At 55.0% G+C, this 24,847-nt stretch carries 23 protein-coding genes and 1 tRNA gene; 19 read left to right on the top strand and 5 right to left on the bottom strand.

Annotated features, from left to right (window positions below; all coding sequences use genetic code 11):
• Window positions 1–153: 153 nt before the first annotated feature.
• The 8 genes from NMC31_RS10130 to NMC31_RS10095 all read left to right on the top strand — a co-directional run bounded on the left by NMC31_RS10130 (window position 154) and on the right by NMC31_RS10095 (window position 10,304).
• Window positions 154–732: a YecA/YgfB family protein gene (locus NMC31_RS10130; RefSeq protein ID WP_149463289.1), complete on the top strand. Its 579-nt coding sequence runs from the start codon at window positions 154–156 to the stop codon at window positions 730–732.
• A gap of 151 nt (window positions 733–883) precedes the next feature.
• Window positions 884–2,200 (top strand): Xaa-Pro aminopeptidase, encoded by a 1,317-nt coding sequence (gene pepP, locus NMC31_RS10125; protein ID WP_253897838.1) that lies wholly within the window; start codon window positions 884–886, stop codon window positions 2,198–2,200.
• On the top strand, window positions 2,197–3,375 hold the full coding sequence (ubiH, locus tag NMC31_RS10120; RefSeq protein ID WP_253897837.1) for a 2-octaprenyl-6-methoxyphenyl hydroxylase: 1,179 nt from the start codon (window positions 2,197–2,199) through the stop codon (window positions 3,373–3,375). The genes pepP and ubiH overlap by 4 nt, the downstream gene beginning before the upstream one ends.
• 9 nt (window positions 3,376–3,384) lie before the next feature.
• Entirely contained in the window at window positions 3,385–4,587 is a 1,203-nt protein-coding gene (ubiI, locus tag NMC31_RS10115) for an FAD-dependent 2-octaprenylphenol hydroxylase (protein ID WP_253897836.1), read from the top strand.
• A gap of 408 nt (window positions 4,588–4,995) precedes the next feature.
• Entirely contained in the window at window positions 4,996–6,090 is a 1,095-nt protein-coding gene (gene gcvT, locus NMC31_RS10110) for a glycine cleavage system aminomethyltransferase GcvT (RefSeq protein ID WP_253897835.1), read from the top strand.
• Between the two features lie 25 nt (window positions 6,091–6,115).
• Complete coding sequence (gene gcvH / locus NMC31_RS10105) at window positions 6,116–6,505, top strand: glycine cleavage system protein GcvH (protein WP_108475859.1); 390 nt, start codon at window positions 6,116–6,118, stop codon at window positions 6,503–6,505.
• 125 nt (window positions 6,506–6,630) lie between these two features.
• The gene (gene gcvP, locus NMC31_RS10100; RefSeq protein ID WP_253897834.1) at window positions 6,631–9,504 is read left to right on the top strand and encodes an aminomethyl-transferring glycine dehydrogenase; all 2,874 of its coding nucleotides are present in this window, start codon (window positions 6,631–6,633) and stop codon (window positions 9,502–9,504) included.
• Between the two features lie 56 nt (window positions 9,505–9,560).
• Window positions 9,561–10,304, top strand: coding sequence for an SDR family oxidoreductase (locus NMC31_RS10095; protein ID WP_253897833.1), 744 nt, complete (start codon window positions 9,561–9,563; stop codon window positions 10,302–10,304).
• Window positions 10,305–10,488: 184 nt separating this feature from the next.
• On the opposite strand, the gene bglA is transcribed toward NMC31_RS10095, so the two are convergent.
• Together bglA and NMC31_RS10085 are read right to left on the bottom strand one after the other, a co-directional pair.
• On the bottom strand, window positions 10,489–11,922 hold the full coding sequence (gene bglA / locus NMC31_RS10090; RefSeq protein ID WP_253897832.1) for a 6-phospho-beta-glucosidase BglA: 1,434 nt from the start codon (window positions 11,920–11,922) through the stop codon (window positions 10,489–10,491).
• A 119-nt stretch (window positions 11,923–12,041) separates the two neighbouring features.
• Window positions 12,042–12,770, bottom strand: a complete 729-nt coding sequence (locus NMC31_RS10085; protein WP_149463454.1) for a MurR/RpiR family transcriptional regulator — start codon at window positions 12,768–12,770, stop codon at window positions 12,042–12,044.
• Window positions 12,771–12,821: 51 nt separating this feature from the next.
• Here NMC31_RS10085 and yqfB point away from each other — a divergent pair, with 51 nt between their 5' ends.
• Window positions 12,822–13,154 (top strand): N(4)-acetylcytidine aminohydrolase, encoded by a 333-nt coding sequence (yqfB, locus tag NMC31_RS10080; RefSeq protein ID WP_149463297.1) that lies wholly within the window; start codon window positions 12,822–12,824, stop codon window positions 13,152–13,154.
• A 142-nt stretch (window positions 13,155–13,296) separates the two neighbouring features.
• The gene (gene trhA / locus NMC31_RS10075; protein ID WP_149463298.1) at window positions 13,297–13,956 is read left to right on the top strand and encodes a PAQR family membrane homeostasis protein TrhA; all 660 of its coding nucleotides are present in this window, start codon (window positions 13,297–13,299) and stop codon (window positions 13,954–13,956) included.
• Window positions 13,957–14,052: 96 nt separating this feature from the next.
• Here trhA and ygfZ read toward each other — a convergent pair whose 3' ends face one another.
• The gene (gene ygfZ, locus NMC31_RS10070; protein WP_253897831.1) at window positions 14,053–15,033 is read right to left on the bottom strand and encodes a tRNA-modifying protein YgfZ; all 981 of its coding nucleotides are present in this window, start codon (window positions 15,031–15,033) and stop codon (window positions 14,053–14,055) included.
• Between the two features lie 247 nt (window positions 15,034–15,280).
• Here ygfZ and sdhE point away from each other — a divergent pair, with 247 nt between their 5' ends.
• Together sdhE and NMC31_RS10060 are read left to right on the top strand one after the other, a co-directional pair.
• Window positions 15,281–15,547 carry an FAD assembly factor SdhE gene (gene sdhE, locus NMC31_RS10065; protein WP_149463300.1) on the top strand — a complete coding sequence of 89 codons (267 nt, stop codon included), beginning with the start codon at window positions 15,281–15,283 and terminating at the stop codon, window positions 15,545–15,547.
• A complete protein-coding gene (locus NMC31_RS10060) occupies window positions 15,528–15,944 on the top strand; it encodes a protein YgfX (protein ID WP_149463301.1) in 417 nt (138 codons plus the stop codon). Before sdhE ends, NMC31_RS10060 begins: the two co-directional genes overlap by 20 nt.
• Here the strand turns inward: NMC31_RS10060 and fldB are convergent.
• Window positions 15,941–16,462: a flavodoxin FldB gene (fldB, locus tag NMC31_RS10055; protein WP_231826316.1), complete on the bottom strand. Its 522-nt coding sequence runs from the start codon at window positions 16,460–16,462 to the stop codon at window positions 15,941–15,943. The two genes, NMC31_RS10060 and fldB, sit on opposite strands and share 4 nt — an antisense overlap.
• Before the next feature lie 102 nt (window positions 16,463–16,564).
• Here fldB and xerD point away from each other — a divergent pair, with 102 nt between their 5' ends.
• The 5 genes from xerD (at window position 16,565) to lysS (ending at window position 22,654) form a co-directional block, all read left to right on the top strand.
• Window positions 16,565–17,461, top strand: a complete 897-nt coding sequence (gene xerD, locus NMC31_RS10050; RefSeq protein WP_253897830.1) for a site-specific tyrosine recombinase XerD — start codon at window positions 16,565–16,567, stop codon at window positions 17,459–17,461.
• A 23-nt stretch (window positions 17,462–17,484) separates the two neighbouring features.
• On the top strand, window positions 17,485–18,198 hold the full coding sequence (dsbC, locus tag NMC31_RS10045; RefSeq protein WP_253897829.1) for a bifunctional protein-disulfide isomerase/oxidoreductase DsbC: 714 nt from the start codon (window positions 17,485–17,487) through the stop codon (window positions 18,196–18,198).
• A 5-nt stretch (window positions 18,199–18,203) separates the two neighbouring features.
• Window positions 18,204–19,937, top strand: a complete 1,734-nt coding sequence (recJ, locus tag NMC31_RS10040; RefSeq protein ID WP_253897828.1) for a single-stranded-DNA-specific exonuclease RecJ — start codon at window positions 18,204–18,206, stop codon at window positions 19,935–19,937.
• Window positions 19,938–20,028: 91 nt separating this feature from the next.
• Window positions 20,029–21,127, top strand: a protein-coding gene (gene prfB, locus NMC31_RS10035) for a peptide chain release factor 2 (RefSeq protein WP_015963134.1) whose coding sequence is annotated in 2 segments (ribosomal slippage) — window positions 20,029–20,103 and window positions 20,105–21,127 — 1,098 coding nt in all. Because the reading frame shifts where the segments join, the coding sequence is not laid out codon by codon here.
• Window positions 21,128–21,136: 9 nt separating this feature from the next.
• Window positions 21,137–22,654 (top strand): lysine--tRNA ligase, encoded by a 1,518-nt coding sequence (gene lysS, locus NMC31_RS10030; protein ID WP_253897827.1) that lies wholly within the window; start codon window positions 21,137–21,139, stop codon window positions 22,652–22,654.
• Between the two features lie 147 nt (window positions 22,655–22,801).
• On the opposite strand, the gene idi is transcribed toward lysS, so the two are convergent.
• Window positions 22,802–23,353: an isopentenyl-diphosphate Delta-isomerase gene (gene idi, locus NMC31_RS10025; RefSeq protein WP_253897826.1), complete on the bottom strand. Its 552-nt coding sequence runs from the start codon at window positions 23,351–23,353 to the stop codon at window positions 22,802–22,804.
• Window positions 23,354–23,644: 291 nt separating this feature from the next.
• On the opposite strand from idi, the gene actS reads away from it, so the two are divergent.
• Window positions 23,645–24,349, top strand: a complete 705-nt coding sequence (gene actS / locus NMC31_RS10020; protein WP_436650011.1) for an amidase activator ActS — start codon at window positions 23,645–23,647, stop codon at window positions 24,347–24,349.
• 82 nt (window positions 24,350–24,431) lie between these two features.
• Window positions 24,432–24,505 (top strand) — tRNA-Gly (locus tag NMC31_RS10015).
• The last annotated feature ends 342 nt before the right edge of the window (window positions 24,506–24,847 follow it).

The raw sequence follows: 24,847 nt of genomic DNA, 5'->3' as shown, positions 1-24,847 counted from the left end.
TCCTGCTGATTGACTGCGCGGCCTTCACACCCAGGATGCGAAGGGGCGACACTATAGCTACCCTGGTATGAACATACAAGCCCTTTTCTGGTATCACCAGGGTCCAAAGTGGTAGCATACCATGAATATTCCTCCCAACGATGATGAATGCGCATGTCTATACAGAACGAAATGCCTGGTTACACCGACGTGAACCAGTTACTGAACCAACAAGGGGTTGGCCTGACGCCTGCAGAAATGCACGGCCTCATCAGCGGGATGCTCTGTGGCGGGAACAGCGACAGCTCATGGCAGCCGCTGCTTCACGACCTCACCAACGAAGGGCTCGCCTTTGGCCACGAGCTGGCTGAAGCGCTGCGTACCATGCATGCGGTGACCAGCGATTCGCTGGAAGACGACGGTTTTCTTTTTCAGCTTTATCTGCCTGAAGGCGACGATGTCAGCGTGTTTGAACGCGCTGATGCGCTCTCTGGCTGGGTGAATCACTACCTGCTGGGGCTGGGCGTGTCTCAGCCGAAGCTGGATAAAGTGAAAGGCGAAACCGGGGAAGCGATTGACGATCTGCGTAACATCGCACAACTGGGCTACGACGAAGACGAAGACCAGGAAGAGCTGGAGATGTCGCTGGAGGAGATTATCGAGTACGTGCGCGTTGCGGCGCTGCTGTGCCACGATACTTTCACGCGCCCGCAGCCAACTGCGCCGGAAGTGCAAAAGCCAACGTTACACTAAATATTCAGGGGGCTGGTAATGTGCGCTCTGCCGGCTTTGCCCGATGGCGCTGCGCTTATCGGGCCTACAAAGTGATGTAGTCGAACGTAGGTCGGACAGGCGTAGCCGCCATCCGACAAACCGTCCGCACTTTACGTATTAAGGAGATGTCATGACACAGCAAGAGTTTCTCCGTCGCCGTCAGGCACTGCTGGCGCAAATGCAGCCAGGCAGCGCGGCGCTGATTTTTGCCGCGCCGGAAGTGACTCGCAGCGCGGATTCCGAGTATCCCTATCGCCAGAGCAGCGATTTCTGGTACTTCACAGGCTTTAACGAGCCGGAAGCCTTGCTGGTGCTGATTAAAAGCGATGACACTCATAATCACAGCGTGCTGTTTAACCGTGTTCGCGACCTGACGGCGGAGATCTGGTTTGGCCGCCGCCTCGGGCAGGATGCGGCCCCGGCAAAACTGGGCGTTGACCGCGCGCTGGCTTTCAGCGAAATCAACCAGCAACTGTTCCAGTTGCTCAATGGGCTGGACACGATTTATCACGCGCAGGGTGAATACGCCTGGGCCGATGAAATCGTCTTCACCGCGATGGACAAACTGCGCAAAGGTTCGCGCCAGAATCTGGTGGCCCCGTCCACAGTGATTGACTGGCGTCCGCTGGTGCACGAAATGCGGCTGTTCAAATCGGAAGAAGAGATTGCCGTGATGCGCCGCGCCGGTGAAATTACTGCGCTTGCTCATACACGCGCGATGGAAAAATGCCAGCCGGGCATGTTCGAGTATCAACTTGAAGGGGAAATTCTGCACGAGTTTACCCGCCACGGCGCGCGTTATCCCTCTTACAACACCATTGTGGGTGGCGGCGAAAACGGCTGCATTCTGCACTACACCGAAAATGAATCTGAACTGCGCGATGGCGAACTGGTGCTGATTGACGCCGGTTGCGAATACAAAGGCTACGCCGGTGATATCACCCGTACCTTCCCGGTGAACGGCAAGTTTACCCCGGCGCAGCGCGCCATTTACGACATCGTGCTGGAATCGCTGGAAACCTCGCTCAAACTCTATCGTCCAGGCACCTCCATTCAGGAAGTGACCGGCGAAGTGGTGCGCATCATGATTACCGGCCTGCGCGATCTGGGGATTCTGCACGGTGAAGTCGATGAACTGATCGCGGAAAACGCCCATCGCCCGTACTTCATGCACGGCCTGAGCCACTGGCTGGGGCTGGATGTGCATGACGTCGGCGTTTACGGTGTGGATCGTTCGCGTGTGCTGGAACCGGGTATGGTGTTAACCGTCGAGCCGGGCCTGTACATCGCGCCGGATGCAGATGTGCCGGTCGAGTATCGCGGCATCGGTATTCGTATTGAAGATGACATTCTGATAACCGCAGACGGCAATGAAAACCTGACTGCCTCGGTAGTCAAACGCGCGGATGATATTGAAGCGCTGATGGCGGCGGCGCGTCGCCTATGAGCCTGATTATTGTCGGCGGTGGGATGACCGGCGCGACGCTTGCGCTGGCGGTGTCGCAGATGACCGGTGGGCGTTTACCTGTGCATCTGATTGAAGCGGCGGAAGTCGATTCCCTGCAACATCCGGGCTTTGATGCCCGGGCGATTGCGCTGGCGGCAGGCACGTGCCAGCAACTGGCGAAAGTCGGTATCTGGCAGGCGATATCGGGTTGTGCGACGGCGATTCATACCGTTCACGTGAGCGACCGCGGCCATGCCGGGTTTGTTACGCTGGAAGCGGAAGATTATCGTTTGCCAGCACTTGGCAACGTGGTGGAACTGCATGATGTCGGCCAACGTCTTTTCGCGCTGCTGCGCAAAGCGCCTGGCGTAACGTTGCATTGCCCCGCGCGCGTTGCCAGCGTCAATCGCACCCAGGATACCGTGAGCGTCACGCTTGAAAGTGGCGAGACGATCAACGGACAAATGCTCGTTGCAGCCGACGGTTCACGCTCGGCGCTGGGTGAACAGTGCGGTATTCGCTGGCAGCAAGAGCCGTATCAACAGCTTGCTGTTATTGCCAACGTTACCACCGCCGTTCCGCATCAGGGGCGCGCATTTGAACGCTTCACCGCGAATGGCCCGCTGGCGATGCTGCCAATGTCACAAGGTCGCTGTTCGTTGGTATGGTGCCATGCGCTGGAAAATCGAGATGAGGTGATGGGCTGGTCGGACGAACGTTTCTGCAATGAACTTCAACAGGCCTTTGGTTGGCGTTTAGGCCGCATCACGCACGCTGGCGCCCGCAATGCGTACCCGTTGTCTCTCACCACGGCGACACGTGCGGTATCGCACCGTCTGGCGCTGGTCGGTAACGCGGCGCAAACGCTGCATCCGATTGCCGGGCAGGGCTTTAACCTTGGCCTGCGTGACGTCATGTCGCTGGCAGAATTGCTCGCGCAGGCCCATGAGGCAGGCCAGGATATCGGCAGCTATGGGTTGCTGTGTCGTTATCAACGTCAGCGGGCGGACGATAAAGCCGCCACGATCGGTGTGACCGATGGTTTAGTGCATCTGTTTGCCAACCGTTGGGCCCCGCTGGTTGTCGGGCGCAATGTCGGTTTAATGGCGATGGAATTATTCACCCCGGCACGCGATGTGCTGGCGCAGCGTACGCTGGGCTGGGTAGCCCGTTAAGGAGTCAATGTGCAGAGTGTAGATGTCGCTATCGTTGGCGGTGGAATGGTGGGCCTGGCGGTTGCCTGTGGTTTACAGGGGAGCGGACTTCGCGTCGCGGTGCTGGAACAGGCACTGCCCCAGCCGCTGGCCGTGGACGCGCCCCCGGCGTTACGTGTATCGGCAATTAACGCCGGTAGCGAAAGATTACTCACAAAGCTGGATGTGTGGTCCGCCATTCTTGCTCATCGCGCCAGCCGCTATCACGGCATGGAAGTGTGGGATAAAGACAGCTTCGGACGTATCGCCTTTGATGATAAAAGCCTGGGCTACAGTCATCTCGGCCATATCGTTGAGAACGCAGTGATCCACAACGCGCTGTGGGAAAAAGCGCAGCGTTGCCAGGATATTAGCTTAATGGCTCCCGCTGAACTTCAGCAGGTTGCGTGGGGCGAGAACGACGCGTTTCTGACGCTGAAAGATGGCGCAATGCTGACGGCGCGTCTGGTTGTGGGGGCCGATGGCGCAAACTCCTGGCTGCGTAATAAAGCCGATATCCCCTTAACCTTCTGGGATTACAAACATCACGCGCTGGTGGCGACCATTCGCACCGCCGAACCGCATGATGCCATCGCCCGACAGGCATTCCATGGTGAAGGCATTCTGGCCTTCCTGCCGCTTTCTGACCCCCATCTTTGCTCAATCGTCTGGTCGCTGTCGCCGCAGGAGGCTGAGCGGATGCAGCAGGCAGATGAACACGCATTTAACAAAGCGCTGAACATCGCTTTTGATAATCGTCTTGGTTTATGCACGCTTGAAAGTGAGCGTCAGGTTTATCCGTTGACCGGGCGTTACGCGCGTCAGTTCGCCGCGCACCGTCTGGCGTTAGTCGGCGATGCGGCGCATACCATTCATCCGTTGGCGGGTCAGGGCGTTAACCTGGGCTTTATGGATGCGGCTGAACTGATTGATGAAGTTCGCCGTCTGCACGCGCAGGGCAAAGATATCGGTCAGCATTTCTATCTGCGCCGCTATGAGCGTAGTCGTAAACACAGTGCGGCGATGATGCTGGCCGGCATGCAGGGTTTCCGCGAACTCTTCGCGGGTGAAAATCCGGCGAAAAAGCTGCTGCGCGATATTGGCCTGAAACTCGCCGATACATTACCGGGTGTTAAACCACAGTTAATCCGCCAGGCAATGGGTCTGAATGACCTTCCAGAGTGGCTTCGTTAACTGCGTCACACTTCTTCTCCCGGCGCGCTGCCGGGAGAACCGCCCTCTCGTTTGAAATATTCTAATTTCACGCCTTTTTTCGCATTAGTTTTTCTAATTCAGTGTTTTTGAGGTAACGAAAAACACGCCTCGTTTTCCGCACTAAATATGGTTTTATGCTAAACGCTCATGCACGAATGTTAATTATATGTGGCTCTATTCGCATTTTTATAGCGAATAACTCTGTAAGCTTTTTGGCTGATTTTGACCATAAGCTAATCTGATGACCCGCTTTTGCTTATGGTTTACCGCCGATTTCGGTGGTAAGTTCAGGCAAAAGAGAACGTTTGCGTCGGAGCCTGTTCGCGCTGTCGACGCCAGATTTTTCTAATGGAATGTGGTTGGCTTTGCTTACTCAACGAGGACAAGATGGCACAACAAACGCCTTTGTATGATCAACACGTGCAGTGCGGCGCGCGAATGGTGGATTTCCACGGCTGGATGATGCCGCTACATTACGGCTCGCAAATTGATGAGCACCATGCGGTGCGCACCGACGCCGGGATGTTTGATGTGTCGCACATGACCATCGTCGACCTGCACGGCAGCCGCACCCGCGAGTTTCTGCGCTATCTGCTGGCAAACGACGTTGCCAAACTGACGAAACCCGGCAAAGCGCTTTACAGCGGCATGCTAAATGCCTCGGGCGGCGTGATTGACGACCTCATCGTCTACTACCTCACCGAAGATTATTTCCGCCTAGTCGTAAACTCCGCCACCCGCGAAAAAGACCTCTCCTGGATCACCCAACACGCTGAACCGTTTGCCATTGAAATCACCGTTCGTGACGACCTGTCGCTCATTGCAGTTCAGGGGCCAAATGCCAAAGCCAAAGCCGAAACCCTGTTTAGCGATGAACAGCGTCGGGCCGTTGAGGGCATGAAGCCGTTCTTTGGCGTACAGACGGGCGATTTGTTCGTGGCCACCACCGGCTATACCGGTGAAGCGGGATACGAAATTGCGATGCCGCGCGAGAAATCCGCCGATTTTTGGCGCGCGCTGGTTGAAGCGGGTGTAAAACCGTGTGGTCTGGGCGCGCGCGATACGCTGCGCCTGGAAGCCGGGATGAATTTATACGGTCAGGAGATGGATGAAGGTATCTCTCCGCTGGCGGCCAACATGGGCTGGACGATTGCCTGGGAACCTGCCGAGCGCGACTTTATCGGTCGCGAAGCGCTGGAGATGCAGCGTGAAAAAGGTACCGAGCAACTGGTTGGCCTGGTGATGACCGAAAAAGGTGTACTGCGCGGTGAACTGCCGGTGCGTTTCACCGACGCCCACGGCAATGCGCAGGAAGGCGTGATCACCAGCGGGACATTCTCCCCGACGCTCGGTCACAGTATTGCGCTGGCTCGCGTGCCAGCGGGCATTGGCGAAACCGCGATCGTCCAGATCCGCAACCGTGAAATGCCGGTAAAAGTAACGAAACCTGTTTTTGTGCGTAACGGTAAGGCCGTCGCGTAATTCCCCCTTTTCTGGAGACTTTTTGATGAGCAACGTACCCGCAGAACTGAAATACAGCAAAGAACACGAATGGCTGCGTAAAGAAGCCGATGGCTCTTACACCGTGGGCATCACCGAACACGCACAGGAATTACTGGGCGATATGGTGTTTGTTGACCTGCCTGACGTCGGCGCGACAGTTGCCGCAGGCGATGACTGCGCAGTCGCAGAATCCGTTAAAGCGGCGTCTGACATCTACGCGCCAATCAGTGGTGAAATTGTTGCGGTTAATGATGAACTGAGCGACTCGCCGGAGCTGGTCAACAGCGAACCGTACGCGGGCGGCTGGATCTTCAAAATCAAAGCCAGCGATGAAGCGGAAGTTGCCGCGCTGCTGGATGCGACAGCCTACGCAGCACTGCTAGAAGACGAGTAACCGTTTTTCTCCCTCTCCCTCAGGGAGAGGGCCGGGGTGAGGGTGCCAATGTGCTCCTTACCCTAACCCTCTCTCCAGGGGAGAGGGCATTCTAAAATCACCGCACGTTTCAGGAACCATCGCTCATGACACAGACTTTAAGCCAGCTTGAAAACCGTGATGCTTTTATCGAACGTCACATCGGGCCGGACGCTCAGCAACAGCAGGAAATGCTGAAAACGGTTGGCGCGGATTCATTAACTGCACTGATTTCTCAAATCGTGCCGAAAGATATCCAGCTTGCCACCCCACCGCAGGTGGGCGACGCGACGACAGAATTCGCCGCACTGGCGGAGCTGAAAGCGATTGCCGGACGTAACAAGCGCTTTAAGTCTTATATTGGCATGGGCTACACCGGCGTCCAGTTACCGCCGGTTATCCAGCGCAATATGCTGGAAAACCCGGGCTGGTACACCGCGTACACCCCTTATCAGCCGGAAGTTTCCCAGGGCCGTCTTGAGTCACTGCTGAACTTCCAGCAGGTGACGCTGGATCTGACCGGTCTCGATATCGCCTCCGCTTCTCTGCTGGACGAAGCCACTGCCGCCGCCGAAGCGATGGCGATGGCAAAACGCGTCAGCAAACTGAAAAACGCGAATCGTTTCTTTGTGGCGGCTGACGTTCACCCGCAGACGCTGGATGTGGTACGCACCCGTGCAGAAACCTTTGGTTTTGATGTCATTGTTGATGATGCCAGCAAAGCGCTGGATCACCAGGACGTTTTCGGTGTGCTGTTGCAGCAAGTGGGCACTACCGGTGAAGTCCACGATTACACGTCGCTGATCGCTGAACTGAAATCCCGCAAAGTTGTGGTAAGCGTTGCCGCTGATTTTATGGCGCTGGTGCTGTTAACCGCACCGGGTAAACAGGGCGCAGACATTGTTTTCGGCTCAGCCCAACGCTTCGGCGTTCCGATGGGCTACGGCGGCCCGCACGCGGCGTTCTTTGCCGCGAAAGATGAATTTAAACGCTCCATGCCGGGCCGTATTATTGGCGTATCGAAAGATGCGGCGGGTAATACCGCGCTGCGCATGGCGATGCAGACCCGCGAGCAGCATATTCGCCGCGAGAAAGCGAACTCCAATATTTGTACTTCTCAGGTTCTGCTGGCCAACATTGCCAGCCTGTATGCCGTTTTCCACGGCCCGGTTGGCCTGAAACGTATCGCCAATCGTATTCATCGCCTGACCGATATCCTGGCGATCGGCCTGCAGCAGAAAGGGCAGAAACTGCGCTTTACACACTTTTTCGACACCCTGTGTGTCGAAGTGGCGGACAAAGCCAGCGTGCTGGCGCGTGCCGAAGCGGCAGAAATCAACCTGCGCAGCGACATCCACAACGCGGTAGGTATTACGCTTGACGAAACCACCACGCGTGACGATGTACTGAAGTTGTTCAGTGTGATCCTCGGTGACAACCACGGCCTGAATATCGACACGCTGGATAAAGACGTGGCGCTCGATAGCCGTTCGATTCCGGCGGCGATGCTGCGTGATGACGCGATCCTGACGCATCCGGTCTTTAACCGCTATCACAGCGAAACCGAGATGATGCGCTATATGCACTCGCTGGAGCGTAAAGATCTGGCGCTGAATCAGGCGATGATCCCGCTGGGTTCCTGTACCATGAAACTGAATGCGGCCGCCGAGATGATCCCGATCACCTGGCCTGAATTTGCTGAACTGCACCCGTTCTGTCCGGCAGAACAGGCGGAAGGATATCATCAGATGATCGGTCAGCTTTCTGACTGGCTGGTGAAACTGACCGGTTACGATGCGGTTTGCATGCAGCCGAACTCCGGCGCGCAGGGCGAATACGCGGGCCTGCTGGCGATTCGCCATTATCACGAAAGCCGCAATGAAGGCCATCGCGATGTGTGTCTGATCCCGGCTTCCGCGCACGGTACTAACCCGGCTTCCGCACAGATGGCGGGAATGCAGGTTGTCGTGGTTGCCTGTGATAAACAGGGCAACATCGACCTGGCCGATCTGCGTGCGAAAGCCGAGCAGCACGGCGAGAGCCTCTCCTGCATCATGGTGACCTACCCGTCCACGCACGGCGTGTATGAAGAGACGATCCGCGAAGTATGTGAAATTGTGCATCAGTTCGGCGGTCAGGTTTACCTTGATGGCGCAAACATGAACGCACAGGTCGGGATAACCTCGCCGGGCTTTATCGGCGCGGATGTTTCGCACCTTAACCTGCACAAAACCTTCTGCATTCCGCACGGCGGCGGCGGCCCGGGTATGGGGCCGATCGGCGTGAAAGCGCATCTGGCGCCGTTCGTTCCAGGCCACAGCGTGGTGCAGATTGAAGGCATGCTGACCCGTCAGGGCGCGGTTTCAGCGGCACCCTTCGGCAGCGCTTCTATTCTGCCAATCAGCTGGATGTACATCCGCATGATGGGTGCGGAAGGGCTGAAGCAGGCAAGCCAGGTGGCAATCCTGAATGCGAACTATATCGCCAGCCGTCTGAAAGACGCTTTCCCGGTGCTGTATACCGGTCGTGAAGGTCATGTAGCGCACGAATGTATTCTTGATATTCGTCCGCTGAAAGAAGAAACCGGCATCAGCGAACTGGATATCGCCAAGCGTCTGATCGACTACGGTTTCCATGCGCCAACCATGTCCTTCCCGGTTGCGGGTACGCTGATGGTTGAACCGACGGAATCGGAAAGCAAAGTTGAGCTGGACCGCTTTATCGATGCGATGCTTGCCATTCGTGCGGAAATCGACCGTGTCAAAGCGGGTGAGTGGACGCTGGAAGATAACCCGCTGGTGAACGCCCCGCACACGCAGAACGAGCTGGTCTCTGAGTGGAACCACGGTTACAGCCGTGAAGTGGCGGTCTTCCCGGCAGGCGTGGAGAACAAATACTGGCCGACCGTGAAACGTCTGGATGACGTCTATGGCGACCGTAACCTGTTTTGCTCCTGCGTGCCGATGAGCGAATACCAGTAAGCTATTCAGCTATGCTGTTAAGGGCGCTTCGGCGCCCTTTTTTACAGGAGACAGTTATGGGCATTGCACTGGTAACCGGCGCGAGTCGGGGAATTGGCAGGGCTACTGCGTTGCAACTGGCGCAGGAAGGGTACAGCGTTGCCGTCAACTATCGGCATAACGTGCAGGCGGCAGCCGATGTGGTACGCGAGATAACCGAAGCCGGTGGCGAGGCTTTCGCCTTACGAGCTGACATCAGCGATGAATCGCAGGTAGTGGCGATGTTTGAGGCCATAGAAAAGCACAATCAGCCGCTGGTGGCGCTGGTGAATAACGCGGGTATTCTGTTTCAGCAAAGCCGCGTGGAGTCGCTCACGGCAGATCGCATCAACCGCGTGCTGGCGACCAACGTGACAGGATATTTCCTCTGCTGTCGCGAAGCGGTAAAACGGATGGCGCATCAGCACGGTGGTGTGGGTGGGGCAATTGTTAATGTCTCTTCTGCGGCAGCGCGATTGGGCGCACCGGGCGAGTATGTGGACTATGCGGCGTCGAAAGGGGCGGTGGATACCTTAACCACCGGGCTGGCGCTGGAAGTCGCCGCACAGGGGATTCGGGTAAACGGCGTGAGGCCTGGATTTATCTACACTGAAATGCACGCCGACGGCGGCGAGCCGGGACGGGTTGAGCGGGTGAAATCGGTGTTGCCGATGCAGCGTGGTGGTCAGCCGGAAGAGGTCGCGCAGGCGATTGTCTGGCTGTTGAGCGAGAAAGCGTCATATGTGACAGGGAGTTTTCTCGAGCTGGCGGGCGGGAAGTAGTTTGTTGTCGGGTGGCGGCTGCGCCTTACCCGACCTACAACGTGCGGGCGGGAAGTGAGGTTTTTTGTTTCCCCTCACCCTAACCCTCTCCCGCAGGGAGAGGGAATCGATCGCGCCGGGTTACCTATGTGCGCGGGTTTTTACCCTCTCCCTGCGGGAGAGGGCAGGGTGAGGGGGGCCGTATTTAAAGCGTCTCGCCGTTGCTGGCAATCACCGCTTTGTACCATGCAAAACTTTTCTTGCGTGAGCGCGACATATCACCGGTACCGTCGTCGTGTTTGTTGACGTAAATGAAACCGTAGCGCTTGCTGTACTGACCGGTGGTGAACGAAACACAATCGATGCAGCCCCACGGCGTGTAGCCCATTAAATCCACGCCATCGTAGGTCACCGCTTTCATCATCTCTTTGACGTGCGCGCGCAGGTAGTCGATGCGATAGTCATCGTTGATGCTGCCGTCTTCTTCCACTTTGTCGTACGCGCCGAAGCCGTTTTCGACAATAAATAACGGTTTCTGGTAACGCTCATACAGCTCACACAGCGAATAACGCAAGCCAACCGGGTCAATTTGCCAGCCCCAGTCGGAGGCCTTCACGTGCGGGTTTGGCACGCTGCCCTCGAAGCCGGAAATGGCATCGCCGCTGCCGCCTTCTGCTTTAACCGCGTTGGTCATGTAGTAGCTGAAGCCAAGATAATCACAGGTACCTTCGCGCAGAATCGCTTCGTCGCCGTCTTCCATCTTGATGTTAAAGCCACGCCGGTCCCACTCGTTCAGAACGTAGGATGGGTAATAACCGCGCAACTGGACGTCGGTAAAGACATAACGCTCGCGCATTGATTCCTGAGCGAACATCACGTCTTCCGGTTTGCAGGAGAACGGATAGAGCGCCACCATCGCCAGCATGCAGCCGACTTTCATTTCCGGGTTGATGCGACGTGCCGCTTTCACCGCCAATGCGCTGGCAACGAACTGATGATGCAGCACCTGATACATTGTCTCTTCCGGGTTTTCATGCTCGGTGTAAACCACGCCGGAGCAGCAGTAACCGAACAGCGGCGCGCGCCAGTTGCGCTGGTTGTTGATTTCGTTGAAGGTCATCCAGTATTTGACCTTGTGCTTGTAGCGCTCGAAAACAACCTCAGAGAAACGAACAAAGAAATCAACGACTTTGCGGTTGGTCCAGCCGCCATATTCCTGTACCAGATGCAGCGGCATTTCAAAGTGGGAGAGGGTGATAACCGGTTCGATGTTGTATTTCAGCAGTTCATCGAACATGTCATCGTAGAATTTTAAGCCTTCTTCATTCGGCTGCGTTTCGTCGCCTTTCGGGAAGATTCGTGTCCAGGCGATAGAAGTACGGAAACATTTGAAGCCCATCTCCGCAAACAGTTTAATGTCTTCTTTGTAATGACCGTGGAAGTCGATGGCTTCGTGGTTTGGGTAGTATTTCCCGGGTACCACTTCCTGAGTGATTTCGCGTGGTACGCCGTGTGCGCCGCCGGTCAGTACGTCGCAAATGCTAGGGCCTTTGCCGCCTTTATTCCAGCCGCCTTCAACCTGATGCGCCGCGACCGCGCCGCCCCATAAAAAATCTTTCGGTAAGGTCAGTTTTTTCATTGTTGCTCTACTCACTCGTTAATGCAATTAAAGTGAGTCTAACAAAGGGCTTCGAAAAGTCACGATATAACAAATGTTGCTCCGTGTTATATGTTACATCGAAAAAACACCCTGTATTTTTATGCTAATTTCTTCGCCAGTTTACGGCCCAACGATTCCAGAATATAAACTACCGGGATCTGCGTCGTAATATCATAAACGCCACCAATACGCGTTTGAGGGAAATGCCAGGAGAGATTAAAGTCGGCGAGCTTTGCCAGACGGGAGTGTTCGTGGCTGGTTATGGACATCACCTTGCAGCGATGCAAGCTGAACTGGCTGGCAAAGCGCAGGATCTCCTCTGTTTCTCCGGAAACAGATAACACAATTGCCAGCGCGTTTTTCGCCATGTCGTTGGTTACCGGGAAATAGGGGTCATCAATGTGATTACTGAATTTACCGATATTCGAGAAAAAGCGTGCGCCATATTTCGCCAGCGAGCCTGACGTGCCCGCGCCGACGAAAATAATTCGTTCCGAAGATAATATAATATCGACGGCATCATCGAGTAATTTATCAAACTCGTCATTGTTGACGCTTTTAAAAAAGCCAATTATTTCACTGGCACCGAAATTAGCCTGTTGCGGCTCGTTTTGTTCCAGATACAATTTAAAACGTACACGAAATTCAGAGTAGCCGTCGCAGTTGAGCTTGCGACAGAAACGCATCACGGTGGTGGTGGAGACGCCCGCCGCATCGGCCAGTTCGCGAATGGTCATGTACATCACTTTGTCGCGGTTTTTGATAACGTAGTGATAGACCATCATCTCAAGATTATTGAGGCTGGCAACGGCGGTGTGGGTAAACATGCTCACGGTGGCGATACTCGTATAATTCATAGACCTTAAAGGAATAGTACCATGCAGCCCAACGACATCACTTTTTTTCGCCGCTTTCAGGACGATATTCTGGCAGGGCGGAAAACGATTACCCTGCGTGACGATGCGGAGTCTCATTTTAAGGCCGGAGATATTTTACGCGTCGGGCGTTATGAAGATGATGGTTACTTCTGCACCATCGAAGTGCTGGCCACCTCGCGCATTACGCTTGATACGTTAACGGAGTGGCACGCGCAGCAGGAAAACATGACGCTTGCCGAACTGCGCCGGGTAATTACCGATATTTATCCCGGCCAAACGGTGTATCACGTGATTGAGTTCAAATGCCTGCACGAAAATAATGAACAAGTGTGAGGTGAATGATTTTTATAAATATATGATTTTTAGTTATTTATAATTATACATCTTTTTATTTTAGCGAACAGGTGTTCACTGGAATCATTCTCAGTTACGCTAGGGGCGTTTAACAGATTGTGTTGTTCACCCGGAGTACGTAATGGATCAGAAACCGCTCATTAAACAGGGTTACTCGTTGGCAGAGGAAGTTGCCAACAGCATCAGCCATGGAGTGGGTTTTGTATTTGGTATTGTGGGGCTGGTTCTGCTGCTGGTGCAGGCGGTGGATACCAACGCCAGCGCAATGGCCATCACCAGCTATAGCCTTTATGGCGGCAGCATGATTTTGCTGTTTCTCGCCTCGACGCTGTACCACGCGATCCCACATCAGCGGGCCAAAATCTGGCTGAAGAAATTTGACCACTGCGCTATCTATTTGCTGATTGCGGGGACCTATACGCCATTTTTGCTGGTGGGCCTCAATTCCCCGCTGGCGCGCGGGTTGATGATAGTTATCTGGAGCCTGGCGCTGCTGGGGATCTTGTTTAAGCTCACCATCGCGCACCGCTTCAAAGTGTTGTCGCTGGTCACCTATCTGACGATGGGCTGGTTGTCGCTGATCGTGGTGTATCAACTGGCGATTAAGCTGGCGATTGGCGGTGTGACGCTGCTGGCTGTGGGTGGGGTAGTGTATTCGCTGGGCGTCATTTTCTACGTCTGTAAGCGTATTCCCTATAATCACGCTATCTGGCACGGTTTTGTGCTGGGCGGCAGCGTTTGCCACTTCCTGGCGATTTATCTTTATGTTGGGCAGGCGTAATTGATTGCCGGATGGCGCTTCGCTTATCCGGCCTGCAAACTGCATCATGCCTGTCGTAGGCCGGATTTGGCGAAGCCGCATCCGGCACTGGCATCCTTACTCTTCCAGCGAATACGGCAGCGGCTCAATGCTTAAGGTATTGGCATCGTCACGCACGCGGAAGATGCTGTCCGGTTCCATATCGTTATTCATCACCGCCTGAACCAGCAGACGGCCATCATCAAGCTGTACTGCCGCTAAAACGGTACCGGTACGGCGCCAGTTCTCGCCCATCTTCAGTTCCAGGTCTTCCCCGGCATCAGGTACGCGGCTGGCCGTTCCCGCCAGTGACCACAACGCACGTTTGTTGGCCCCACGGAATTTGGCGCGTGCTACCATCTCTTGCCCGGTGTAACAGCCTTTCTTAAAGCTGATGCCGCCCAGTGCCTGAATGTTGGTAGCCTGCGGAATGAACTGCCCGCTGTTGGCTTCATCGATAACCGGCAAACCCGCTTCAATATTCAGCGCCAGCCACTGCTGGCTGTTGTTGAGCTGTGCTTCGCCACGCAGGGCGTCGGTGACGCGGGTGGCGGTGGCTTCGTCGGTGACAAGCAGGAAGCGCTCGTCCGGGTAGGCAAACCACAGCAGTGAGGTTTCGCCTTCCTGCACCAGCGGGTTTTCGGCATCCGGCAATGTGGTAAACAGATTTGCCAGCGCCGCACGCGCCTGGAAGCCCGCTACACCAAGCAGCACCAGCGTATCGTTCGGCTCGATAACCACTTTGGAGAACACCGCGTACTTTTTCAGTTGCGTTAACTGCGCGTCGCGCAGGCTGCGGCGTTCGATCCAGGCGAAACCCTCGTTACGGCGAAACAGGCGCAGGTTGCTCCACATCTTGCCTTTGGCATCGCAATGGGCCGCTAGCAGATGCTGATTGGCGCTCAGTTCCGCGACATCGGCGGTAACCTGGCCTTGCAGATACTTTTCACTGTCGGCACCGGTAAGGGTCGCCAGCGCCCAGTCATCAAGTGTCATAAGCGTCAGCGGTAAACGCGCAGAAGCGGAAGGCTGACGAGGAGGAAAAGGTGTAAAAGCCATAGTGATGTCCTGAATTGCTTAACGCACGGGTAGATAACTCATGGTAAAAGAGATGGTCATCAATGCAAGCGCTTTCAACAGCCGATTCGTGCCCTGACGCGCGGTTTGCGATAAGGTACGCAGACAATCTGGAAATCCATTTAGTTTGCGTGGTTTTTCTGAATGTTGCCCGCGATTAACGAGATTGCTGTAAAGTAAGTGCAAAAAACACGTTAAACTAATGACATCGTTATGCTGGAAGGAAATTATGGACATCAATAATAAAGCCCGTATCCACTGGGCATGCCGTCGCGGTATGCGTGAACTCGATATCTCCATCATGCCGTTTTTCGAGCATGAGTACGATTCACTGAGCGACGGCGACAAAGCGATTTTTATTCGTCTGCTGGAGTGCGACGATCCAGATTTATTCAACTGGCTGATGAATCACGGTAAGCCGGCGGATGCTGAACTTCAGCGCATGGTGCATTTAATTCAGACTCGGAATCGGGAACGTGGTCCTGTGGCAATCTGATTTACGCGTCTCCTGGCGCTCACAATGGCTCTCTTTACTGCTCCATGGCCTGGTGGCGGCATTCATCTTGCTGATGCCCTGGCCGTTAAGCTACACCCCGCTGTGGTTGTTGCTGCTGTCGCTGGTGGTTTTTGACTGCGTGCGCAGTCAGCGGCGGATCAACAGCCATCAGGGGGAAATTAAACTGTTGATGGACTCGCGCCTTCGCTGGCGCGATCAGGAGTGGGAGATCCTCGGGCAACCGTGGGTACTGAACTCAGGCATGATGCTGCGCTTACGCAGGCTGGCAAGCCGTCGTCGTCAGCATTTATGGATTGCAGCAGACAGTATGGATGCCGAAGAGTGGCGCGACCTGCGGCGTATCGTGATGCAGCAGCCCGCGCCGAGTAAGCATTAAGAGAACTGTTCGGCCATCTCGCCAAGAATTTGTTCACACCAGTTCTGAATGCGTTCATCGCTCAGGTCGTACTGGTTGGTTTCGTCGAGTGCGAGGCCGACAAACAGTTGACCGTCGGCGATGACCGGTTTCGGGCTGGTGAATTCATAGCCTTCGGTCGGCCAGTAGCCGACAAATTTCACGCCTTTGGTCGCCAGTTTATCGTGCAGCATGCCGAGCGCGTCCAGGAACCATTCGCCGTAACCTAACTGATCGCCCATGCCATAGAGCGCAACAATTTTGCCCTCAAGATTCAGCGTATCCAGCTGTTCCCAGATGGCTTCCCAGTCTTCCTGAATCTCACCGAAATCCCAGGTCGGGATACCGAGGATCAGCACATCGTACTGCTCCATTAAAGCCGGCGCGTCATCTTTCACATTGTGCAGCGTCACCAGTTCCGGGCCAATGATGTCGCGAATTTTCTCCGCTGCCATCTCGGTGTAGCAGGTACTGGAACCATAAAAAAGGCCGATGTTCATAACGTAAAGGTCTCGATTCTTGCAGTGACTATGCGGCCAGTGTACCAGAAGAGACATCAATTCAGGCATAATGGTGCCGATGAAACAGGCAAAGGGGAGAACGTGGAACAGGATCTCGCACGAATCGAACAATTTCTCGATGCGCTGTGGCTGGAGCGTAATCTTGCCGAAAACACGCTGAGCGCCTATCGTCGCGATCTCACCATGGTGGTTGAATGGCTGGCGCATCGTGGCCTGACGCTTGATACCGTGCAGCATGATGATTTGCAGAATTTGCTCGCGGAACGCCAGCAGGGTGGGTATAAAGCCACCAGTTCGGCGCGTCTGTTAAGCGCGATGCGTCGCTTCTTCCAGCATCTTTATCGCGAGAAAGTGCGTTCAGATGACCCCAGTGCTTTGCTGGCATCACCGAAGCTGCCGCAGCGTTTACCGAAGGATTTAAGTGAAGCGCAGGTTGACCGGCTGTTGCAGTCGCCAGTGACCGATATTCCGCTGGAACTGCGCGATAAAGCGATGCTTGAGGTACTCTATGCCACCGGCCTACGCGTCTCTGAGCTGGTCGGGCTGACGATGAGCGATATCAGCCTGCGTCAGGGCGTGGTGCGCGTCATTGGTAAAGGCAACAAAGAACGCCTCGTCCCGCTGGGGGAAGAAGCGGTATATTGGGTGGAAACGTATCTGGAACATGGTCGCCCGTGGCTGCTCAACGGGGTATCGATAGACGTTCTGTTCCCCAGCCAGCGCGCGCAACAAATGACGCGCCAGACGTTCTGGCATCGCATCAAACACTATGCTCAACTGGCGGGTATCGACAGTGAAAAGCTCTCCCCGCACGTGTTACGCCACGCATTTGCCACCCATTTGCTCAACCACGGCGCAGATTTGCGTGTGGTGCAGATGCTGTTAGGTCATAGTGATTTATCGACAACACAAATTTATACGCATGTGGCGACAGAGCGACTGCGACAACTACATCAACAGCACCACCCACGCGCGTGATGCTGACTACAAAGGACGAGTTCATGAAAAAAGGTTTAGTGATGTTTACCCTGCTGGCGGCGGCATTTTCCGCCACCACCCACGCGGATGATGCGGCGATTAAACAATCGCTGGCTAAACTGGGCGTTCAGAGTACGGATATCCAGAATGCGCCGGTGGCGGGCATGAAAACCGTGCTGACCAACAGCGGCGTGCTTTACGTGACTGAAGATGGCAAACACATTATTCAGGGACCGATGTATGACGTCAGCGGCGCGCAGCCGGTCAACGTGACCAACCAGTTGCTGATGACCCACCTGAACGCGCTGGAAAAAGAGATGATTGTCTACAAAGCGCCAAAAGAGCAGCACGTGATTACCGTCTTTACCGATATCACCTGCGGCTACTGCCACAAGCTGCATGAAGAAATGAGCGACTACAACGCGCTGGGTATCACCGTGCGCTACCTCGCTTTCCCGCGTCAGGGCATTCAGAGCCAGGCCGAGCAGGATATGAAAGCCATCTGGTGCGCGAAAGATCGCAACAAAGCGTTCGATGACGCAATGAACGGCAAAGGCGCACAGCCTGCCAGCTGCGATATCAATATCGCGGATCACTACGCGCTGGGTGTGCAGTTTGGCGTTAACGGTACGCCGGCGATTGTCCTGAACGATGGCTACGTTGTGCCGGGTTATCAGGGGCCGAAAGAGATGAAAGCCTTCCTCGACGAACATAAAAAACAGACCAGCGGTAAATAATTCGCGTGAAACCACAGATTCAACTTCGCCGCCGCGAGGCGGTTGATTCAGATTCGCTGCCCGCTGATTTACCGCCGCTGCTGCGCCGTTTGTACGCCAGCCGTGGCGTGAAGTCGGCGGACGATCTGGAGCGCGGCCTGAAAGGCATGCTGCACTGGCGCACATTAACGGGCGTCGAAAAAGCCGTTGAGATGCTGCACGATGCGTTCGAGAAAAATCTGCGCATTATGGTGGTAGGTGATTTTGATGCCGATGGCGCGACCAGCACCGCGTTGAGTGTGCTCTCGCTACGTGCAATGGGCTGCCACAACGTGGAGTATTTGGTGCCGAACCGTTTTGAAGACGGTTATGGTCTGAGCCCGGAAGTTGTCGATCAGGCACATGCGCGCGGCGCGCAGATGATCATGACGGTGGATAACGGGATCTCTTCCCATGCGGGCGTCGACCATGCACATGCGTTGGGAATCAGCGTGCTGGTGACCGATCACCACCTGCCAGGCGAGACGCTGCCGGATGCCGATGCGATGGTGAACCCAAACCTGTCTGACTGCCCGTTTCCGTCGAAATCGCTGGCGGGCGTAGGCGTGGCGTTCTACCTGATGCTGGTGCTGTGTAATCATCTGAAGGCCAAAGGCTGGTTTGAATCGCGCGGCATCGCGGTGCCGAAGATTGTCGAGTTCCTCGACCTGGTGGCGCTGGGCACCGTCGCCGACGTGGTGCCGCTGGACGCGAATAACCGTATTCTGACCTGGCAGGGCCTGAGCCGCATTCGCGCGGGTGTATGTCGTCCTGGCATCAAAGCCTTGCTGGAAATTGCCAATCGTGACCCGCAAAAGCTGGTGGCGAGCGATCTCGGTTTCGCCCTCGGCCCACGCCTGAATGCCGCCGGTCGTCTGGATGATATGTCTGTTGGTGTAGCGCTATTACTGAGCGAAAACCTCGGTGAAGCCCGTATGCTGGCAAATGAACTCGATGCGCTCAACCAGACGCGTAAAGAGATTGAGCAGGGCATGCAGGCAGAAGCACTGACGCTGTGCGAAAAGCTGGAACGCAGCAGCGAAACATTGCCCGGCGGGCTGGCGATGTATCATCCTGAATGGCATCAGGGCGTGGTCGGCATTCTTGCCTCGCGTATCAAAGAGCGTTTCCATCGCCCGGTGATTGCCTTTGCCCCTGCCGGAGACGGCATGCTGAAAGGGTCTGGCCGTTCGATCCAGGGCTTACATATGCGCGATGCGCTGGAACGCCTGGACACGCTTTATCCTGGCCTGATGGTGAAGTTTGGCGGCCACGCGATGGCGGCAGGTTTATCGCTGGAAGAAACGAAGTTTGATGAGTTCCAGCAGCGTTTTGGCGAACTGGTCACCGAATGGCTCGACCCGGCCCTGTTGCAGGGGGAAATTCTTTCAGATGGCGAACTTTCCCCGCAGGAGATGACGCTGGACGTGGCGCAGATGCTACGTGAAGCCGGACCGTGGGGGCAGATGTTCCCGGAACCGCTGTTTGACGGGCATTTTCGTCTGCTGCAACAGCGCATTGTCGGTGAACGTCACCTGAAAGTGATGGTGGAACCCGTGGGCGGCGGCCCGCTGCTGGACGGCATCGCGTTTAACGTTGATACCACCTGCTGGCCGGATAACGGCGTGCGCGAAGTTAAGCTTGCCTACAAGCTCGACATCAACGAGTTTCGCGGAAACCGCAGTGTGCAGTTAATCATCGACAATATCTGGCCAATTTAGCGCCAGTAATCGCTATAAATAAGGGCGCAGATCCGGTAAAATCTCGCCCTTATAACCGCATTTTGACTCGTCCATTAAAAGAAAACAGACCATGTTTGAAATTAACCCGGTAAATAACCGCATTCAGGACCTCACGGAGCGCTCTGACGTTCTTAGGGGGTATCTTTGACTATGATGCCAAGAAAGAGCGTCTTGAAGAAGTAAACGCCGAGCTGGAACAGCCGGACGTCTGGAACGAACCTGAGCGCGCACAGGCGCTGGGCAAAGAACGTTCCTCTCTGGAAGCCATCGTCGATACGCTGGATCAAATGTCTCAGGGCCTGGAAGATGTCTCCGGGCTGCTGGAGCTCGCTGTAGAAGCGGATGACGAAGAGACCTTCAACGAAGCCGTTGCGGAACTCGATACGCTGGAAGAGAAGCTGGAACAGCTGGAATTCCGCCGCATGTTCTCCGGTGAATACGATAGCGCCGACTGCTACCTGGATATCCAGGCAGGTTCCGGCGGCACCGAAGCGCAGGACTGGGCCAGCATGCTTGAGCGTATGTATCTGCGTTGGGCTGAAGCGCGCGGCTTCAAAACCGAAATCATCGAAGAATCTGAAGGTGAAGTTGCGGGTATCAAATCCGTTACCATCAAGATTTCCGGTGACTACGCGTACGGCTGGTTACGTACTGAAACCGGCGTTCACCGCCTGGTGCGTAAGAGCCCGTTCGATTCTGGTGGCCGTCGTCATACCTCTTTCAGCTCTGCGTTTGTTTATCCGGAAGTGGATGACGATATCGATATCGAAATCAACCCGGCTGACCTGCGTATTGACGTGTATCGCGCGTCAGGGGCGGGTGGTCAGCACGTTAACCGTACAGAATCTGCGGTACGTATTACCCACATTCCGACCAACACGGTTACCCAGTGCCAGAACGATCGTTCTCAGCACAAGAACAAAGACCAGGCCATGAAGCAGATGAAAGCGAAGCTTTATGAACTGGAAATGCAGAAGAAGAACGCGGAAAAACAGGCAATGGAAGACAACAAGTCCGACATTGGCTGGGGTAGCCAGATTCGTTCTTATGTCCTGGACGACTCCCGCATCAAAGACTTGCGTACCGGTGTAGAAACCCGTAACACGCAGGCGGTGCTGGACGGCAGTCTGGATCAATTTATCGAAGCAAGTTTGAAAGCAGGGTTATGAGGAACCAACATGTCTGAACAACACGCACAAGGTGCTGACGCGGTAGCTGACCTTAACAATGAACTGAAAGCGCGCCGCGAGAAGCTGGCAGCACTGCGCGAGCAGGGCCTCCCGTTCCCGAACGATTTCCGTCGCGACCACACCTCAGACCAACTGCACGCTGACTTCGACGCCAAAGAGAACGAAGAGCTGGAAGCGCTGAACATCGAAGTGTCCGTTGCTGGCCGCATGATGACCCGCCGTATTATGGGTAAAGCCTCTTTCGTGACCTTGCAGGACGTGGGTGGCCGCATTCAGCTGTACGTTGCCCGTGACGATCTGCCGGAAGGCGTTTATAACGAGCAGTTCAAAAAATGGGACCTCGGCGATATTCTCGGCGCGAAAGGTAAACTGTTCAAAACCAAAACCGGTGAACTGTCTATCCACTGCACCGAGCTGCGTCTGCTGACCAAAGCTTTGCGCCCGCTGCCGGACAAATTCCACGGCCTGCAGGATCAGGAAGCGCGTTATCGCCAGCGTTACCTGGATCTCATCTCTAACGATGAATCCCGCAAAACCTTTAAAATCCGCTCCCAGATTATGGCCGGTATCCGCCAGTTCATGGTTGCCCGCGACTTTATGGAAGTGGAAACTCCAATGATGCAGGTGATTCCTGGCGGCGCGTCTGCCCGTCCGTTTATCACCCACCACAACGCCCTGGACCTGGACATGTACCTGCGTATCGCGCCGGAACTGTACCTGAAACGTCTGGTTGTTGGCGGCTTCGAACGCGTCTTCGAAATCAACCGTAACTTCCGTAACGAAGGTATCTCCGTACGTCACAACCCAGAGTTCACCATGATGGAACTCTATATGGCTTATGCGGATTACAAGGATCTGATCGAACTGACCGAATCTCTGTTCCGCACCCTGGCGCAGAATATCCTCGGTACCACCGAAGTGCCTTATGGCGAAGAAACTTTCGACTTCGGTAAACCGTTCGAAAAACTGACCATGCGCGAAGCGATCAAGAAATACCGTCCGGAAACGGATATGGCCGATCTGGATAACTTCGACTCGGCAAAAGCGATTGCGGAAAGCATCGGTATTCATGTTGAGAAGAGCTGGGGTCTGGGCCGTATCGTGACCGAAATCTTTGAAGAAGTGGCCGAAGCGCACCTGATTCAGCCGACCTTCATCACTGAATACCCGGCTGAAGTGTCTCCGCTGGCGCGTCGTAATGACGTTAACCCGGAAATCACTGACCGCTTTGAATTCTTCATCGGTGGTCGTGAAATCGGTAACGGCTTTAGCGAGCTGAACGATGCAGAAGATCAGGCACAGCGTTTCCAGGATCAGGTTGATGCGAAAGCCGCAGGCGACGACGAAGCGATGTTCTTCGACGAAGACTACGTAACTGCACTGGAACACGGCCTGCCGCCGACTGCGGGTCTGGGTATCGGTATCGACCGTATGGTGATGCTGTTCACCAACAGCCACACCATCCGCGACGTGATTCTGTTCCCGGCGATGCGCCCGGTGAAATAAATCACTGAGATGTAAAAAAGCCCCGATGTGTGAGCATCGGGGCTTTTTTTTACCCCTCACCCCGGCCCTTTCCCCAAAGGAGAGGGAGAAAACCAGCGAAGATTTTAACCACTTGCACAATCTGTTCCCTCTCCCTGTGGGAGAGGGTTAGGGTGAGGGTACAAACCGCGCCAGCTTATCCCGCGCCTCTTGCGAACGATACTGCAATACCATCCACGGGCTAAATGCCCACGGTGTGGCAGCCAGCGCCTGAAAAAGCGCATCCAATGAAACCCAGTGACTATCCATCACTTCGTCCGGGTTCAATGCAATGGCATTGGTTAACCTTGCCGCATACACCGGGCAGACTTCGTTTTCCACAATGCCGCTGGCGTCTGTTTCGCAATAACGAAATTCAGGATACACCGGCGTAATGTCGGTGAGCGCCGCGCCGACTTCGAAACGGCAGCGACGGGTAATCGCCTGCTCGAACGATTCGCTCAGTTGCGGATGACCGCATACCGAATTGGTCCAGACGCCCGGCCAGGCTTTTTTGCTGAGCGAGCGTCGGGTAATCAGAACCTCGCCTTGGTTATTGAAAATCCAGCAGGAGAAGGCGAGATGGAGAGGCGTGTGGGCGGTATGTACGGCATATTTTTCCGCAGAGCCAATCTGTTCACCTTTTTCATTCAGCAAAATGACGTGTTCTTGCCCTTTCATCCTGGCTCCCGATAGCGAATTCAAAAACGCCAGATGGCGCTACACCACCGGGCAAAGCTATTATACCTCAGGCTTAAGGAAACAAACTGGCCCGCAGTGCGGAAATTGGCACAACCAGAATTAAACCCGACAGCATATTAGCGATGGATTTGGTGGCGGAAGGGTATTCCTTCAACACTCATCCTTCTGTCTGAGATATTGGCATCCGCCATCAGCCTGCTATCATAGGCGACCTGACTGAACTAACCTGAGGACGATGTTTTGCTAGCAGGATGCCTGAGTACCCAGCCAATGCGTTTTATACTGTGCCTGTTTCTCGGCGTGGTGCTGGTGGGCTGTTCCGGGAGCAAATCGGGCTCCGGCAGCTATGATGGTTCGGTCTATACCGTCAAACGCGGCGACACACTGTCGCGTATCTCTCGTGCAACCGGCACCAGCGTGGCCGAACTGGCGCGTCTGAACGGTATCAAGCCGCCCTATACCATTGAGGTCGGGCAGAAGATTAAAACCGGCGGTTCCTCAAAACTGTTAGGTAAAAAATCAAGCAGCACGGCGAAAGTGACACCATCCTCCGCCGTGCCGCAGGCATCATGGCCTCCGGTGGGGCAACGCTGCTGGCGCTGGCCCACCAGTGGGAAAGTGATCATGCCTTACTCCACTGCTGACGGCGGTAATAAGGGTATCGATATTTCCGGCAGTCGCGGTCAACCGGTGTATGCAGCAGGTGCCGGGAAAGTGGTCTACGTCGGCAACCAACTGCGCGGTTACGGTAATCTGATCATGATTAAACACAGTGAGGATTACATCACCGCCTACGCGCACAACGACACGCTATTGGTGAACAACGGGCAAAGTGTGAAGATTGGCCAGAAGATTGCCACCATGGGCAGCAGCGATGCAGATTCCGTGCGTCTGCACTTCCAGATTCGCTACCGCGCGACGGCGATTGACCCACTGCGCTACTTACCGCCGCAAGGCAGTAAGCCTAAGTGCTAAAAGACTATTTTATCGCCAGTCAGTGGCGATGAGGCTTGCCAGCGAGGGCATAAGGTTTATAATGCTCCTCGCACACGCCGAAGCGGGCGTAGTTCAATGGTAGAACGAGAGCTTCCCAAGCTCTATACGAGGGTTCGATTCCCTTCGCCCGCTCCAATCTCCTGATAAATCAGCAAGTTAATATCGTTCAGTTAATTACGTTGCCTCGTCTTAGCAGGTACAACTTAAACTCCCCTTTGTTCTACGCCCGCACCTGTCGCATGATTGGTCTGTGGTACAAGAAAGCATATCATCACGCTGGCGGTGGTTCCTGGTTCTTACCGCGACAGCGCAACAATGAATAAAATTCCGCATACCTGGCATAACTCCCGAAACAGATTGATCACACGCATTTAAGCCCGATGTGTGGCCCTATGAGCCACGTAAAGAGGTAATTGTGGTAATGCCCCGGTAGCTACAGATCCGGCTCTGCCAGCGCTTCGCTCACGCTCCTAACGG

The sequence above is a fragment of the Pseudocitrobacter vendiensis genome, assembly GCF_943590815.1.
Lineage (GTDB): Bacteria > Pseudomonadota > Gammaproteobacteria > Enterobacterales > Enterobacteriaceae > Pseudocitrobacter > Pseudocitrobacter vendiensis.
This window is presented reverse-complemented; position numbering and strand designations above follow the sequence as displayed.